14 protein-coding genes and 1 pseudogene are annotated in these 14,074 nt (G+C 66.0%); 8 read left to right on the top strand and 7 right to left on the bottom strand.

The genetic code is table 11. From position 1 onward, the window contains the following. The first annotated feature begins 113 nt into the window (after positions 1–113). Positions 114–761, top strand: a complete 648-nt coding sequence (locus MFM001_RS01600) for a cysteine hydrolase family protein (RefSeq protein WP_116372880.1) — start codon at positions 114–116, stop codon at positions 759–761. Here the strand turns inward: MFM001_RS01600 and MFM001_RS01595 are convergent. Both MFM001_RS01595 and MFM001_RS01590 read right to left on the bottom strand, forming a co-directional pair. Then, positions 758–2,893, bottom strand: coding sequence for an elongation factor G-like protein EF-G2 (locus MFM001_RS01595; RefSeq protein ID WP_116372878.1), 2,136 nt, complete (start codon positions 2,891–2,893; stop codon positions 758–760). The two genes, MFM001_RS01600 and MFM001_RS01595, sit on opposite strands and share 4 nt — an antisense overlap. An 83-nt stretch (positions 2,894–2,976) precedes the next feature. Next, entirely contained in the window at positions 2,977–3,441 is a 465-nt protein-coding gene (locus MFM001_RS01590; RefSeq protein WP_116372876.1) for a TIGR03668 family PPOX class F420-dependent oxidoreductase, read from the bottom strand. 129 nt (positions 3,442–3,570) lie between these two features. On the opposite strand from MFM001_RS01590, the gene MFM001_RS01585 reads away from it, so the two are divergent. The 3 genes from MFM001_RS01585 (at position 3,571) to MFM001_RS01575 (ending at position 7,805) form a co-directional block, all read left to right on the top strand. Then, a complete protein-coding gene (locus MFM001_RS01585; protein WP_116373555.1) occupies positions 3,571–4,629 on the top strand; it encodes a S1C family serine protease in 1,059 nt (352 codons plus the stop codon). A 96-nt stretch (positions 4,630–4,725) separates the two neighbouring features. Next, the gene (gene treS, locus MFM001_RS01580) at positions 4,726–6,495 is read left to right on the top strand and encodes a maltose alpha-D-glucosyltransferase (protein ID WP_371685116.1); all 1,770 of its coding nucleotides are present in this window, start codon (positions 4,726–4,728) and stop codon (positions 6,493–6,495) included. Continuing rightward, positions 6,492–7,805: a maltokinase gene (locus tag MFM001_RS01575; protein WP_116372872.1), complete on the top strand. Its 1,314-nt coding sequence runs from the start codon at positions 6,492–6,494 to the stop codon at positions 7,803–7,805. The genes treS and MFM001_RS01575 overlap by 4 nt, the downstream gene beginning before the upstream one ends. 63 nt (positions 7,806–7,868) lie before the next feature. On the opposite strand, the gene ag85C is transcribed toward MFM001_RS01575, so the two are convergent. The 3 genes from ag85C to MFM001_RS24565 all read right to left on the bottom strand — a co-directional run bounded on the left by ag85C (position 7,869) and on the right by MFM001_RS24565 (position 9,745). After that, entirely contained in the window at positions 7,869–8,861 is a 993-nt protein-coding gene (gene ag85C / locus MFM001_RS01570; RefSeq protein WP_116372869.1) for a diacylglycerol acyltransferase/mycolyltransferase Ag85C, read from the bottom strand. Between the two features lie 198 nt (positions 8,862–9,059). Then, on the bottom strand, positions 9,060–9,557 hold the full coding sequence (locus tag MFM001_RS01565) for a metallophosphoesterase (RefSeq protein WP_116372867.1): 498 nt from the start codon (positions 9,555–9,557) through the stop codon (positions 9,060–9,062). Between the two features lie 14 nt (positions 9,558–9,571). Then, positions 9,572–9,745, bottom strand: a complete 174-nt coding sequence (locus tag MFM001_RS24565) for a hypothetical protein (protein ID WP_192886818.1) — start codon at positions 9,743–9,745, stop codon at positions 9,572–9,574. Positions 9,746–9,783: 38 nt separating this feature from the next. On the opposite strand from MFM001_RS24565, the gene MFM001_RS01560 reads away from it, so the two are divergent. Continuing rightward, complete coding sequence (locus MFM001_RS01560; RefSeq protein ID WP_116373553.1) at positions 9,784–10,239, top strand: MaoC family dehydratase; 456 nt, start codon at positions 9,784–9,786, stop codon at positions 10,237–10,239. 11 nt (positions 10,240–10,250) lie between these two features. Beyond that, a complete protein-coding gene (locus tag MFM001_RS01555; RefSeq protein ID WP_116372865.1) occupies positions 10,251–11,150 on the top strand; it encodes an alpha/beta fold hydrolase in 900 nt (299 codons plus the stop codon). A 61-nt stretch (positions 11,151–11,211) separates the two neighbouring features. Here MFM001_RS01555 and MFM001_RS01550 read toward each other — a convergent pair whose 3' ends face one another. Then, on the bottom strand, positions 11,212–12,501 hold the full coding sequence (locus MFM001_RS01550) for an acyl-CoA dehydrogenase family protein (protein WP_116372862.1): 1,290 nt from the start codon (positions 12,499–12,501) through the stop codon (positions 11,212–11,214). 35 nt (positions 12,502–12,536) lie between these two features. Continuing rightward, positions 12,537–12,626: pseudogene (locus MFM001_RS24715) on the bottom strand (dimethyladenosine transferase); the annotation flags it as partial. 47 nt (positions 12,627–12,673) lie between these two features. Here MFM001_RS24715 and MFM001_RS01540 point away from each other — a divergent pair. Together MFM001_RS01540 and MFM001_RS01535 are read left to right on the top strand one after the other, a co-directional pair. After that, the gene (locus tag MFM001_RS01540; protein ID WP_116372860.1) at positions 12,674–13,288 is read left to right on the top strand and encodes a GNAT family N-acetyltransferase; all 615 of its coding nucleotides are present in this window, start codon (positions 12,674–12,676) and stop codon (positions 13,286–13,288) included. 10 nt (positions 13,289–13,298) lie between these two features. After that, entirely contained in the window at positions 13,299–14,051 is a 753-nt protein-coding gene (locus MFM001_RS01535; RefSeq protein WP_116372858.1) for an SDR family NAD(P)-dependent oxidoreductase, read from the top strand. The last annotated feature ends 23 nt before the right edge of the window (positions 14,052–14,074 follow it).

The raw sequence follows: 14,074 nt of genomic DNA, 5'->3' as shown, positions 1-14,074 counted from the left end.
TCGCTCAGCAAACGCATTTGGTTACAGAATCAGCGGCATCCGGCGAGGTGGTCAGCCAACACTGGAACTGGCCGGCAAGCTCAGGATCGCGGCCTTGTGTTAGACCGGACACCATGACCGATCCGTACACGCGTCCGCACCCGGGGTCGGCGGCGTTGGTGTTGATCGACGTGCAGCGCGACACCTACGACGGCGACGCGCCACTGCACATCGCCGGCACCGCCGAGGCGATCCCCGCGATGGCGCGGCTGGCGGCGGCGTTTCGCGAGCGTGGTCGGCCGATCGTGCACGCGGTGCGGCTGTATCAGCCCGACGGCTCTAACGTCGACCCGGTACGGCGGCAGTCGATCGAACAGGGCGCGGGGCTGCTGGCGCCGGGCAGCCGCGGATCACAGATTGCGCCGGAGTTGTTGCCGAATCCCGTTGAACTGGACCATGAATTGCTTCTGAGCGGCAAGCTCCAGGAGATCGGGCCGCGTGAGCATGTGATGTACAAACCGCGGTGGGGAGCCTTCTACCAGACCGACCTGCAACGCTATCTCGACGAAACCGACAGCGACACAGTGGTTTTCGCGGGCTGCAACTTTCCCAACTGCCCGCGGGCGTCGATCTACGAGGCATCCGAGCGCGACTTTCGCATTGTGCTGGTGTCCGACGCGATGTCCGGCGTGTACGACCGGGGTCTCGAGGAATGCCGCGGCATCGGCGTCGACGTCCGCAATCTATCGTCGACCGTGGCGTGGCTAAAAGCCGTCGTCTAGCCCGCGGCCTTTACCCGCGCGGCAGCGGTTTCCGGCATGGGCTCGTAGCGGACGAACGACCGGGTGAACGAGGCGGCGCCATGCGACAGCGACCGCAAGTCGATCGCGTAGCGAGTCAATTCGACTTGCGGCACTTCAGCTTTCACCAGTGTGCGCTCGTTGCCCGCAGTGTCGGTGCCCAACACCCGTCCGCGGCGCCCCGACAGATCACCCATCACCGCGCCGACCAGATCGTCGGGCACCAGCACCGAGATCTCGTCGATCGGCTCCAGCAGGATCACCTTGGTGGCCGCGGCCGCTTCCTTCAACGCAAGCGCCCCGGCCATCTGGAACGCGAAGTCCGACGAGTCGACACTGTGCGCCTTGCCGTCCAGCAGCGTGACGCGGATGTCGACCACCGGATACCCGGTTGCCACACCCTTTTCCATCTGCGCGCGCACGCCTTTCTCCACGCTCGGAATGAACTGGCGCGGCACTGCGCCGCCGACCACCTTGTCGACGAACTCGAAGCCCGCCCCCTCCGGTAGCGGTTCTACCTCGACGTCGCAGACCGCGTACTGGCCGTGCCCACCGGACTGCTTGACGTGCCGGCCGTGGCCTTTGGCCTTGCCCGCGAACGTTTCTCGCAGCGGCACCCGTAGCTCCACGGTGTCGACCGTGACGCCGTAGCGGTTGGCCAGGGCGTCGAGCAGCACGCCGGCGTGCGCCTCACCCATGCACCACAACACGACCTGGTGGGTCTCCGGATTCTGCTCGATCCGCAGCGTCGGGTCCTCGGCGGCCAGCCGGCCCAGCCCAACCGACAGCTTGTCCTCGTCGGTCTTGGCGTGCGCCTGGATGGCGACCGGCAGCAGCGACTCGGGCATGGTCCACGGTTTGAGGACCAGCGGCTCGGCCTTGTCCGAGAGGGTGTCGCCGGTTTCCGCCCGGCTCAGCTTGCCGATCGCGCACATGTCGCCCGCCAGTACGACGGGGGCGGGCCGCTGCTGCTTGCCCAGCGGGAACGACAGCGCGCCGATGCGTTCGTCCTCGTCGTGGTCGGCGTGGCTGTTGCCTTCACCGAAAAACGACGCGAAATGGCCCGACACATGAACCGTCGTGTCGGGCCTGATGGTCCCGGAGAACACCCGGACCAGACTCACCCTGCCGACGTACGGGTCCGACGTCGTCTTCACCACTTCGGCGAGCAGCGGGCCGTCAGGGTCGCAGGCCAGCTGGGCGTGCGATTTGCCCTGCGGCGTAAAGACCTCCGGCAGTGGGTGTTCCAGCGGAGACGGGAATCCGCGGGTGGCGATCTCCAGTAGCTCCTGGGTGCCGACGCAGGTGGTGCTGCAGACCGGGATCACCGGGAAGAACGACCCCCGCGCGACCGCCTTCTCCAAATCCTCGATCAGCACCGCTTCGTCGATCGCCTCGCCGCCGAGGTAGCGATCCATCAGCGACTCGTCCTCGGACTCCTCGATGATCCCTTCGATCAGGGCGCCGCGGAGCTCTTCGATCTGATCGGCATACGACGGGTCCGGCGGATGCGTGGTGCGCTTGCTTCCGTCGTATTCGTAATGGGTTTGCGACAGCAGCCCGATCAGTCCGCTACCGGCCGGCAGATACAGCGGTAACACCTTGTCGCCGAAGGCTTCTTGCGCCGCGGACAGCGCGCTCTGGTAGTTGGCGCGGGCGTGGTCGAGTTTGGTGACCACCACCGCGCGCGGCATGCCGACCTGGCTGCATTCCTGCCACAGCGACTTTGTGGGCTCGTCGACGCCCTCGTTGGCCGCGATCACGAACAACGCGCAGTCCGCGGCGCGCAACCCGGCCCGCAACTCGCCGACGAAGTCGGCGTAGCCCGGGGTGTCGATCAGGTTGATCTTGATTCCGTCGTGCGCCAGCGACGCCAGCGCGAGTCCCACCGAGCGCTGTTGCCGGATCTCGGCGTCGTCGTAGTCGCAGACCGTGTTTCCGTCGGCGACGCTGCCGGCCCGCGACAACACACCGGAGGCCACCAGCAGCGCCTCGACGAGGGTCGTCTTGCCGGCTCCGGACGGGCCGACCAGCACCACGTTGCGGATGGCGGCCGGACTGTCCGCGGTCGGAGCGGCTCCTGCGCCTTGGGAGGTGTTCGCCTTGTCTGCCATGCCGTGCTTCTCCTCCTACCCACTACTAAGTCACCTTTCCCCTTCGCACCCATGCAGCACAAGGCCTTCGAAAACAGGGAAAGTCAGGCATGCCAGCTGCTCCAACGCCGCACCGCGACGGCGATCACGGGCCCGTCCAGCGGAACCGATTGGTACTGGCGGTATTTGGCGCGCAACAGTTCGTAGCCGGCCTGCAGTGTGCCGCCTTCGCGGTGGATCTGCGCGACGCCGTCGACGCGGACCCACCACAACTGCGCCCAGTCGTCGGCATAGTGGTCGACCAGCACGCTGACCCGCGGGTTCTGCTCGATGTTGGCCAACCGACGCAGCCGCTGGGTGGACTTGGGTTTGGCGTCAACAGCGGTGTAGACGACGTCGTCGTCCGTCGGCGATCGCAAGCGCGGCGAAGCCGGGCGCAGCGGGTCGCCGCGCGACAAACCAAGCGCGAACACCACCGGCACCAGGTGCGGCATCCCGTCGGGCGCGACGGTCGCCAGCCGCGCCACCGGGGCCGCAGCGAAGCTGGTCTTCGGGTCGAAGTCGACCACGAGGCCACCGTATTACCCCGCGCGGCTCAGTTTGCCAAGACGGCGCCGCGGATACCCCCTAGCGCGTGTCGACACCGTATGCTGCGAAAAACCGTGCAGTACGGCTTGGCCCTTGCAGGAGGTGACGGGATGAGCGGCTCACACCGCCGAACATCGCAGTGGTGGTCGTGGTTACTCAGTGTGGCGTCGGTGGTGGCGGTGGTGTTGGCCGCAGCGCCGGCGTACGCGTCGCCGTTGGCCCCCGCAGCGCCCAACCCGCCGGCCGACCCGCTGGCAACGGTGTCACAGGTAGGGCCGCAGATCGTCGACATCGACACCAAGATGGGCTACCAGAGCGCGGTGGGCGCAGGCACCGGGATCGTGATCGACCCCAACGGTGTGGTGCTCACCAACAACCACGTGATCGCCGGCGCCACCGACATCACGGCCCGAGACATCGGCAACAACCAGACCTACCCCGTCGAGGTGATCGGCTACGACCGCACGCATGACGTCGCGGTGCTGCAACTCGGCGGCGCATCCGGCTTGCCGGTGGCCAACATCGGCGACTCCTCGGCGGTGGTGGTCGGCGAGCCGATCGTTTCGCTGGGCAACGCCGGCGGTGCCGGCGGAACACCCAGTGCGGTGTCCGGCAAGGTCGTGGCACTGAACCAGACCGTGTCGGCGTCGGACTCGCTGACCGGAAGCTCGGAGACCCTCGACGGGCTGATCCAGGTCGACGCCCCGATCCGGCCGGGCGACTCCGGCGGCCCCACGGTCAACGCCAGCAACCAGGTGATCGGGATGAACACCGCCGCGTCGGAGAACTACAAGCTGGGCCGCGGCGAGGGCTTCGCGATTCCGATCAACCAGGCCATGGCCATCGCTGGACAGATCCGCTCGGGTGCGGCGTCGCCGACGGTGCATATCGGCCCGACGGGCTTCCTCGGCGTCGGGGTCTCCGACTCACAAGGCGGTCAGGGTGCCGCGGTGGTGCGGGTGTTGCGTGACGCCCCGGCTGCCCAGGCCGGGGTCATGCCGGGTGACCGCATCGTCTCGGTGGACAACAACCCGGTCAACTCGGCCACCGCGCTGACGAATATCCTTGATCAGCACCACCCCGGCGACACCATCGCGCTGGGGCTGCAGAGTGGTTCGGGTGCTCCGCGCACCGCCAACGTGACGTTGGCGCCTGGGCCGCCCGGCTGATATTCGTACGGGTATCGACTCGTCGGCAACGCTCAAAGATGGCGTGCCGCAGACGATTCCGTCTGTCCAGTGTGGGGTACGCGTAGAACTGTGGATTTGACTAACGAGGCCGAAAACAGCGTCGAACACGATCCGGCCGAGGGCAGCCACGTCCAAGCGGGCGTCGTCGAGCACCCCAGCGCCGACGACTTCGCCGACGCCGCCGTCCTGCCCGCCGATCCGACTTGGTACAAGCACGCGGTCTTCTACGAGGTGCTGGTCCGGGCGTTCTACGACTCCAACGCCGACGGATTCGGCGACCTGCGCGGCCTCATGGAGCAACTCGACTACCTGCAATGGCTGGGCATCGACTGCATCTGGCTGCCGCCGTTCTACGACTCGCCGCTGCGCGACGGCGGCTACGACATCCGCGACTTCTACAAGGTGCTGCCGGAGTTCGGGACCGTCGACGACTTCGTCGCGCTGGTCGACGCCGCGCACCGGCGCGGTATCCGGATCATCACCGACCTGGTGATGAACCACACGTCGGACTCGCACCCGTGGTTCCAGGAATCTCGCCACGACCCCGACGGGCCGTACGGCGACTACTACGTGTGGAGCGACACCAGCGACAAATACGCCGACGCCCGGATCATCTTCATCGACACCGAAGAGTCCAACTGGACGTTCGACGCAGTACGCAAGCAGTTTTATTGGCACCGGTTCTTCTCCCACCAGCCGGACCTCAACTACGACAACCCTGCCGTGCAGGAAGCGATGCTCGACGTCATGCGCTTTTGGCTCGATCTCGGCATCGACGGATTCCGGCTGGACGCCGTGCCGTACCTGTTCGAGCGCGAGGGCACCAACTGCGAGAACCTGCCCGAAACGCATGCCTTCCTCAAGCGGGTCCGCAAAGTGGTCGACGACGAATTCCCGGGCCGGGTGCTGCTGGCGGAGGCCAATCAGTGGCCCAGCGACGTGGTCGAGTACTTCGGCGATCCCGACACCGGCGGCGACGAATGCCACATGGCGTTCCACTTCCCGCTGATGCCCCGCATCTTCATGGCCGTTCGCCGCGAGTCGCGGTTCCCGATCTCGGAGATCCTGGCCCAGACCCCGGCCATCCCGAAGATGGCGCAGTGGGGGATCTTCCTGCGCAACCACGACGAGTTGACGCTGGAGATGGTCACCGACGAAGAGCGTGACTACATGTACTCCGAGTACGCCAAGGACCCGCGGATGAAGGCCAACGTGGGCATCCGCCGCCGGCTGGCGTCGCTGCTGGAGAAGGACCGCGACCAGATCGAGTTGTTCACCGCGCTGCTGTTGTCGCTGCCCGGTTCGCCGGTGCTCTACTACGGCGACGAGATCGGCATGGGCGACGTCATCTGGCTCGGCGACCGCGACGGGGTGCGCACCCCGATGCAGTGGACGCCGGACCGCAACGCGGGCTTTTCAACCGCCAACCCCGGCCGAATGTATCTGCCGCCCATCCAGGACCCCGTCTACGGTTACCAGGCCGTCAACGTGGAGGCGCAGCGCGACACCTCGTCGTCCCTGCTCAACTGGACTCGCACCATGCTGTCGGTGCGACGCCGGCACAACGCGTTTGCGGTCGGAACATTCGAGGAAATGGGCGGATCGAACCCGTCGGTGCTGGCCTACGTGCGCCAGGCCGACGACGACGTGGTGCTGTGCGTCAACAACTTGTCGCGCTTCCCGCAGCCCATCGAACTGAACCTGCAGCACTGGAGCGGCTACACGCCGGTTGAATTGACCGGCCATGTGGAATTCCCGCCCATAGGCCAGCTGCCATACTTGCTGACCCTGCCAGGAAACGGGTTTTACTGGTTCCAGCTGCGCGAGTCTGAGGAGTCGCAATGAATTTGCCATGGTCAGAATGGCTTCCGCAGCAACGCTGGTATGCCGGGCGCAACCGTGAACTGTCCTCCGCTGAAGCGAGCCTGGTGATCCCTCTCGGTGACGATCTCGACCTGACGCTGGTCGACGTCACCTACGCCGACGGGTCGGCGGAGCGCTACCAAGTGATCGTCAGCTGGGATGTCACGCCGGTCGTCGAATACAGCAGCGTGGCCACCATCGGCGCCGACAACGACCGCACCGCCTATGACGCGCTCTACGACCCGGCCGCCGCCAAGGTTCTGCTGTCGTTGATCGACGCCTCGGTGACGCGCGGCAATGTGACGTTCGCCAAGGAGCCGGACGCGACGCTGCCGCTGGAAGCGCACCCCCGGATGTCGGATGCCGAGCAGAGCAACACCAGCGTGATCTTCGACCGCGACGCCATCCTCAAGGTGTTCCGCCGGGTCATTCCCGGCGTCAACCCAGACGTCGAGTTGAACCGCGTGCTGGCCCGCGCCGGCAACCCGCACGTGGCCCGGCTGCTGGGTAGCTACGAGCTGACCGGCGACAGTGCGTCCTGGTCGCTCGGCATGGCGACCGAGTATGCCGCCAACGCGGCCGAGGGCTGGGCGATGGCCACGGCCAGCGTGCGAGATTTGTTCGCCGAGGGCGACCTGTACGCCCACGAAGTCGGCGGTGACTTCGCTGGCGAAGCCCACCGGCTCGGCGAGGCCGTCGCCTCGGTGCACGCCACGCTGGCCGAAACCCTGGGCACGGAACAGGGCACGTTCCCGGTCGACACCGTGCTGGCCCGGTTGTCGTCGACGGCGGCCACCGTGCCCGAGCTCGCGGAGTACGTGACGACCATCGAAGAGCAGTTCGGCAAGCTGGCGCACGAGGCCATCACCGTGCAGCGCATCCACGGCGACCTGCATCTGGGCCAGGTGCTGCGCACCCCGGAGAGCTGGCTGTTGATCGACTTCGAGGGCGAACCGGGCCAGCCGCTCGAGGAGCGTCGCGCGCCGGATTCCCCGTTGCGCGACGTGGCCGGGGTGCTGCGCTCGTTCGAATACGCCGCCTACGGGCAGCTGGTGGACCAGGCCGACGACAAGCAGCTGGCCGCGCGGGCCCGCGAGTGGGTCGACCGTAACCGGGCCGCGTTTTGCGACGGTTACGCGGCCGCATCCGGCGTCGACCCGCGCGATTCGGCGGCGGTGCTGGCGGCATACGAACTGGACAAGGCGGTCTACGAGACCGGTTACGAGTCTCGGCATCGGCCCGGCTGGCTGCCGATTCCGCTGCGGTCGATCGCCCGCTTGACAGCCGCCTGAGCAAAGAAATCGGCAGCAGCGCCGGGGGAGCACTGCTGCCGATGTCTTTTTGTTGGCGGTGTGTCAGGCCGGGTTCGGCGCCCCGTTCAGCACCCGCTGGAGGTCCGGCTTCATCGCCACCAGCTGCTGGTTCCAGTAACCCCAGTCGTGCGTGCCGTTGGTGGGGAAGTTGAACACACCGTTTCTGCCGCCGGCGGCAATGTAGTTGTCCCGGAAGGCTTCGTTGGTGCGCAGCGTGAAGCTCTCCAGGAACTTGGCCGGCATGCTGTCGCCACCGATTTCGTTCGGCGTGCCGTTACCGCAGTACACCCAGACCCGGGTGTTGTTGGCCACCAGCCGCGGGATCTGCAGCATCGGGTCGTTGCGCTTCCACGCCGGGTCGCTCGACGGACCCCACATGTTGTTGGCGTTGTAGCCGCCTGCGTCGCCCATCGCGAAACCGATCAGCGTCGGCCACCATCCCTCGGAGGGGTTCAAGAAGCCGGACAGCGAGCCGGCGTACGAGAACTGCTGCGGGTAGTAGGCCGCCAGGATCAGCGCCGACCCACCCGACATCGACAGGCCCACCGCGGCGTTGCCGGCCGGCGAGACACCCTTGTTGGCCTGCAGCCACCCGGGCATCTCACGGGTCAAAAACGTCTCCCACTTGTAGGTCTGGCAACCGGCCTTGCCGCAGGCCGGCTGATACCAGTCGGAGTAGAAGCTGGACTGGCCGCCGACGGGCATGATCACCGACAGCCCCGACTGGTAGAATTCCTCGAACGCGGGAGTGTTGATGTCCCAGCCGTTGTAGTCGTCCTGGGCGCGCAGGCCGTCGAGCAGGTACACCGCGTGCGGCCCCCCGCCCTGGAATTGAACCTTGATGTCGTGGCCCATCGACGGCGAGGGCACCTGCAGGTACTCGACCGGCAGGCCCGGTTTGGAGAACGCCCCCGCGGTCGCCGAGCCGCCGACGACACCGACCAGACCGGGCAGCAAGATTGCGCCCAAGGCGGCGATCGTCAGCCGACGCGGCAACCGTGTCGCCGCGCCACGTAACTTCTCAACGAACTTCATAGCTCCTACCTATCCCAACTTTCATCTGCCGCAATGTGCGGTCGAATAGCTGTCCGTCGCAGTCAAACACGGCTGGTAGGTGAAACCCGTTTGTCGGCGCGGGGTGGGACATCGCGGTTGGCTAACGATTGAGCGACGGCGCAGACTCAAAGATAACGGTTACATTTCGACGGCACGAATCAGCCAGCGGCGCAACGCTTATCGCTGCACCGGATGCAGGACCACGTCGGTCAACACGCCGTTGTCGACGGCCGCGGTCATGTATGTGCAGGACGGCTGGCGGCGGCGATCCGTCGGTGAGCCCGGATTCAGCAGGCGCAGACCGGATTTCGTGGTGGTATCCCATGGGATGTGGCTGTGCCCGAAGACCAGCACGTCGGTGTCCGGGTAGAGCCGCGACATTCGTGCCTCGCGGCCGGCCGCGGACCCGGTTTCGTGGACGACGGTGAAGCGCAGCCCGCCGAGCGTCACGTCGGCGCGTTCCGGCAGCCGGGACCGCAGCACCGGTCCGTCGTTGTTTCCCCAGCACGCGACCAGCCGAGCGGCCCGCGAGTCCAGTGTGTCGAGCAGTTCGGGTGCTACCCAGTCGCCGGCATGAAAGACGACGTCGGCCTTGTCGACCTCCTCCCACACCTGGGCCGGTAGATCTCGGGCCCGCAGCGGAACGTGCGTGTCGGCGAGCAGCAGCAGCCTCACGCGATCATTCTCAGTCAGCCGTCGTCGCTGCGTGCTTCCGCTCCGGTTTCGCCGACGTCGAGAGCATCGTCGGGGTCCGTCCGCCCGACGTATTTGCCGTCGTCCTCGCCTTTGCTTGCGCGTGAACGTGTCTCGTGGGACTCCGCCTCGACGTCCGATTCGGTCTTCTGCCCGTTCGCTTCAGCCATGGAAAGGTGGTTACCCGCGCCGCACTATGCTTACCCGCATGCGCACCTTCGAGTCAGTTGCCGACCTCGCCACCGCCAAGGGACAGACCATCGGGCAAAGCGAGTGGGTGACCATCACTCAAGAAGACGTCAACCTGTTCGCCGACGCGACCGGGGATCACCAGTGGATCCACGTCGACCCGGAGAAGGCGGCCAAGGGCCCGTTCGGCGGGACGATCGCTCACGGCTTCATGACGCTGTCACTGCTGCCGCGGCTCTGGCACGAGATGTACACGGTCAACGGCATCAAGCTGGCGGTCAACTACGGCCTCAACAAGGTCCGCTTCCCGGCGCCGGTGCCGGTCGGTTCCAAGGTGCGCGCCGAGAGCACGCTGGTGGACGTCGAGGATGTCGGCAACGGAGCAGTGCAGGCGACAGTGTCGACGGTCGTGGAGATCGAGGGGTCGAACAAGCCGGCGTGTGTGGCGGAAAGCATCGTCCGCTACATCACCTGATTTGCCGCGGCATGGACGCTGAACTGGGACGCTGGCTGGCCGCGGGGGAGTACTTCGACTACCTCGGCTTCCGCATCTTCTATCGCATAGAGGGCAGCGGACCCCCGCTGCTGTTGATCCACGGCTATCCGTTCAACTCCTATGACTGGGCGCTGATTTGGCCGCAACTGACCCAACGGTTCACCGTCATCGCGCCGGACATGATCGGCATGGGATTCTCCGACAAGCCCGCGGCCTACGAATACTCGGTGGGCGATCACGCGGACATGCACGAAGCACTGCTGGCGCACCTGAACATCCGCAACGTGCACATCTTGGCCCACGACATCGGTGATTCCGTGGGCCAAGAACTGCTGGCCCGTCACGAGTTTGGACAGCAGGCCTACGGAGCATTGCGGATCGACTCGATCACCTGGCTCAACGGCGGCATGTTCGTCGAGTCCTACAGGCCGCGAGCCGCACAGAAGTTGATGTCTCGTACTCCGTTGGGGGACATCTTCAGTCGCGTGCAGGGCAGTCCGGTGTCTCGTCGGCTGCTGGAGCCGACGCTGCGCGAGATGTTCGGCCCGAATACCAAGCCGACACGGCAGATGATGGATGTGTTCAACCAGATCTTGGACTACAACGACGGCCGACGGGTGCTGCACAAGGTCGGCCGCTTCATCAACGACCGCTATACCCACCGCAACCGGTGGATGCGTGCGATGCGGCAGACCACGGTTTCGATGCGATTGATCGACGGGCCCGTCGACCCCAATTCGGGTGCCCACATGGCGCGCCGCTACGCCGAAGTGATACCCGCAGCTGATGTCGTGATGCTCGCCGACGACATCGGGCACTGGCCGCAACTCGAAGCGCCTGACGCGGTGCTGACCCACTTTCTCGCCCACATCGACCGCCTCACCACCTGAGCGCGAGCAGACGCAGAATCGCACGATTCGCGAGCCGAACGCGCGATTCTGCGTCTGCTCGTCAGAATTCGGCGACCGCGTGCTCGAGTCGTTCGGCCAGCCGGGCTTCCGCCTCGGCCTTGCGTGTCGGCAGATGCTGCGACGGGAAAGGTGTTGACACCGGCTCGTATTCGCGCAGGGTGCGCCGCGCAACGGTCATCTTGTGCAGCTCGGTGGCGCCGTCCGCGATACCCAGCGACTCGGCGGCGACCACCATTTTCACGAATGGCATTTCGTTGGAAACACCGAGCGCGCCGTGCAAGTGCATGGCCCGCTGTACCACGTCGTGCAACACCTGCGGCATCGCGACTTTCACCGCCGCGATGTCGCGGCGCACCTTCTGGTAGTCGTGATGCTTGTCGATCAGCCAGGCTGTACGCAGCACCAGCAGCCGGAACTGCTCGATCTGAATCCAGCTGTCGGCGATCTTCTCCTGCGTCATCTGCAGATCCCCCAGCCGGCCGAACCGGGTCTGCCGCGACACCGCCCGCTCGCACATCATGTCAAAGGCGCGGCGCGCCAGCGCAATTGTGCGCATCGCGTGATGGATACGCCCGCCGCCCAGCCGGGTCTGCGCTATCGCGAACGCCTGCCCTTCGCCGCCGAGCACATGGTCGGCCGGCACCCGCACGTCGGTGTAGCGGACGTAGCCATGGCTGGCGTGCGAGTCGGTGCCGACGCCGACATTGCGGACGATCTCGAGGCCGGGCGTCTCGGCGGGCACGATGAACAGCGACATCTTCTCGCGGGTGCGCGCTTCGGGATTGGTGACCGCCATGACGATGAAAAACGTTGCGTGCTTGGCGTTGGACGAAAACCACTTCTCGCCGTTGATCACCCACGAGTCGCCATCGCGTTCGGCGCGGGTGACGAACATACCGGGGTCCGAACCGCCCTGCGGTTCGGTCATCGAATAGCAGGAACTGATCTCGCCGTCGAGCAGCGGCTGCAGATAGCGCGCCTTCTGCTCGTCGGTACCGAACATCGCCAGGATCTCGGCGTTGCCGGAATCGGGTGCCTGACAGCCGAAAACCGATGGGGCCCAACGGGACCGGCCCAGGATCTCGTTGAGCAGCGCCAGTTTGACCTGCCCATAGCCCTGCCCGCCCAGCTCAGGCGTGAGATGTGCGGCCCACAGCCCCTGGTCTTTCACCTTCTGCTGCAGCGGACGCAGGATCGTCATGGTCTCTGGGTTCTTCTTGTCGTACGGATCGAGCGCCACCAGATCCAGCGGCTCGAGTTCGTCGACCATGAACTGCTCGACCCAGTCCAGCTTCTGCTGGTATTCGGGGTCCGTTTCAAATTCCCACATCGGCGTCCTTGCTGTAGCGGTCCCGCAACTTGGTCAACCAGCGCGAACAATTCCGCCGCGGGCGCGTGAACCTCGACGGTGCGGCTGACCTGATCGGGGCCGGTATCAACGGGAATGACGGTCATGATGGCGGTCGCCCCCGACGGTACAACCATGGGGTTAGCCTGACCAGGTGACAGTCGAGGTTCGCCCCGCACGCAAAGCCGACATCCCCGCGCTGGCGGTGACTCTGGGCCAGGCCTTCTACGACGATCCGGTATCGACCTGGATCATGCCCGACGACAAGTGGCGGGCGGCGAATCTGCACAAGTTTTTCGCGACGGCCACCCGGCATCATCACCTCGCCGGCGGCGGAGTCGAGGTCGCTTGCGACGGCCCGGACATCGGCGCGGTGGCGCTGTGGGATCCGCCGAACCGGTGGAGACAGTCGGTGTGGGCGCAGATGGTGATGGCGCCGTCGCTAGTTCGCGCTTTCGGTTTGCGGCCGACGGTTGGCCGCAAATTCGCCCAGCTGCTCAGCTTGATGAAGCTCCACCATCCCGAAGAGCCGCACTGGTATCTGGCCACGATCGGAAGCGACACTGCGGTTCGCGGCCGCGGTTTCGGGCAGGCGCTGATGCGTTCGCGGCTGGACCGCTGCGACGCCGAGCACTGCCCGGCGTATCTGGAATCCAGCAAACGCGACAACGTGCCGTACTACGAACGCTTCGGCTTCACCGTCACAGGCGAGATGGTGCTACCCGACGGTGGTCCGACGCTGTGGCCGATGTGGCGGGCTCCTAGGTAGCGTTGCCCACGTGCGCTTCCGCGGTAAGACCGCCGTCATCACCGGCGGCGCGATCGGACTGGGGCGCGCGTTCGCCCGGGCGCTGACGGCCGAAGGCGCCGACGTCGCAATCATCGACATCGACACCGAGACGGCCGAGCGCACTGCCGCCGAGCTAACCGCGCAAGGCGCCCGGGTGATCGCGGTGCCCTGCGACGTCGGCGACGAGCAACAGGTCGACACCGCTGTCGGCGTCACGGTCGAGACCTTCGGCGGAGTCGACATCCTGATCAACAACGCCGGCCGGCACCTGATGAAGTACAACCAGCCGTTCGGCATGTTGTCTCGCGCCGACATCCGCGAATTGTTCGACGTCAACGTGATCGGCGTCATCAATTGCACTCTGGCGTGCCGGGATTCGATGCGCCAGCGCGGCGGCGGCGTCGTGCTGAACATCTCCTCGATGGCCGGGTTCATGAACGTCAGCCCGTACGGGGTGTCCAAGCTCGCGGTGCGCGGGCTGACTGTCGCGTTCGCCTCCGAGCTGTCGGCCGACCGGATCCGGGTCAACGGGATCGCCCCCGGCCTGATGAACACCGAGAACGCGCTGGCCGACCTGCCGCACGCCCTCGTCGACGACATCGTGCGTGAGCGTCAGCTGGTGCACCGGCTGGGCACCATGGACGACGTGGTGTCCGCCATGCTGTACCTCTGCTCAGACGACGCGTCGTTCATCACCGGCGAAACCCTCAAAGTCAGCGGCGGCTACCCGCTGAATTTCTGAGCGCGTTTAGCGCCCGCGACCCA

Origin of the sequence: Mycobacterium sp. MFM001 (genome assembly GCF_003402475.1) — a bacterium.
Taxonomy (GTDB): Bacteria; Actinomycetota; Actinomycetes; order Mycobacteriales; family Mycobacteriaceae; genus Mycobacterium.
Note: the sequence above shows the minus strand (reverse complement) of the source record. Positions and strands in the feature narration are given on the sequence as shown.

Excerpts from the sequence above, each read along its gene's own strand:
- MFM001_RS01585 (WP_116373555.1), top strand. The coding sequence starts at position 3,571 with ATGAGCGGCTCACACCGCCGAACATCGCAGTGGTGGTCGTGGTTACTC.
- MFM001_RS01595 (WP_116372878.1), bottom strand. The coding sequence starts at position 2,893 with ATGGCAGACAAGGCGAACACCTCCCAAGGCGCAGGAGCCGCTCCGACC.
- MFM001_RS01575 (WP_116372872.1), top strand. The coding sequence starts at position 6,492 with ATGAATTTGCCATGGTCAGAATGGCTTCCGCAGCAACGCTGGTATGCC.
- MFM001_RS24565 (WP_192886818.1), bottom strand. The coding sequence starts at position 9,745 with ATGGCTGAAGCGAACGGGCAGAAGACCGAATCGGACGTCGAGGCGGAG.
- ag85C (WP_116372869.1), bottom strand. The coding sequence starts at position 8,861 with ATGAAGTTCGTTGAGAAGTTACGTGGCGCGGCGACACGGTTGCCGCGT.
- MFM001_RS01600 (WP_116372880.1), top strand. The coding sequence starts at position 114 with ATGACCGATCCGTACACGCGTCCGCACCCGGGGTCGGCGGCGTTGGTG.
- MFM001_RS01550 (WP_116372862.1), bottom strand. The coding sequence starts at position 12,501 with ATGTGGGAATTTGAAACGGACCCCGAATACCAGCAGAAGCTGGACTGG.
- MFM001_RS01560 (WP_116373553.1), top strand. The coding sequence starts at position 9,784 with ATGCGCACCTTCGAGTCAGTTGCCGACCTCGCCACCGCCAAGGGACAG.
- MFM001_RS01555 (WP_116372865.1), top strand. The coding sequence starts at position 10,251 with ATGGACGCTGAACTGGGACGCTGGCTGGCCGCGGGGGAGTACTTCGAC.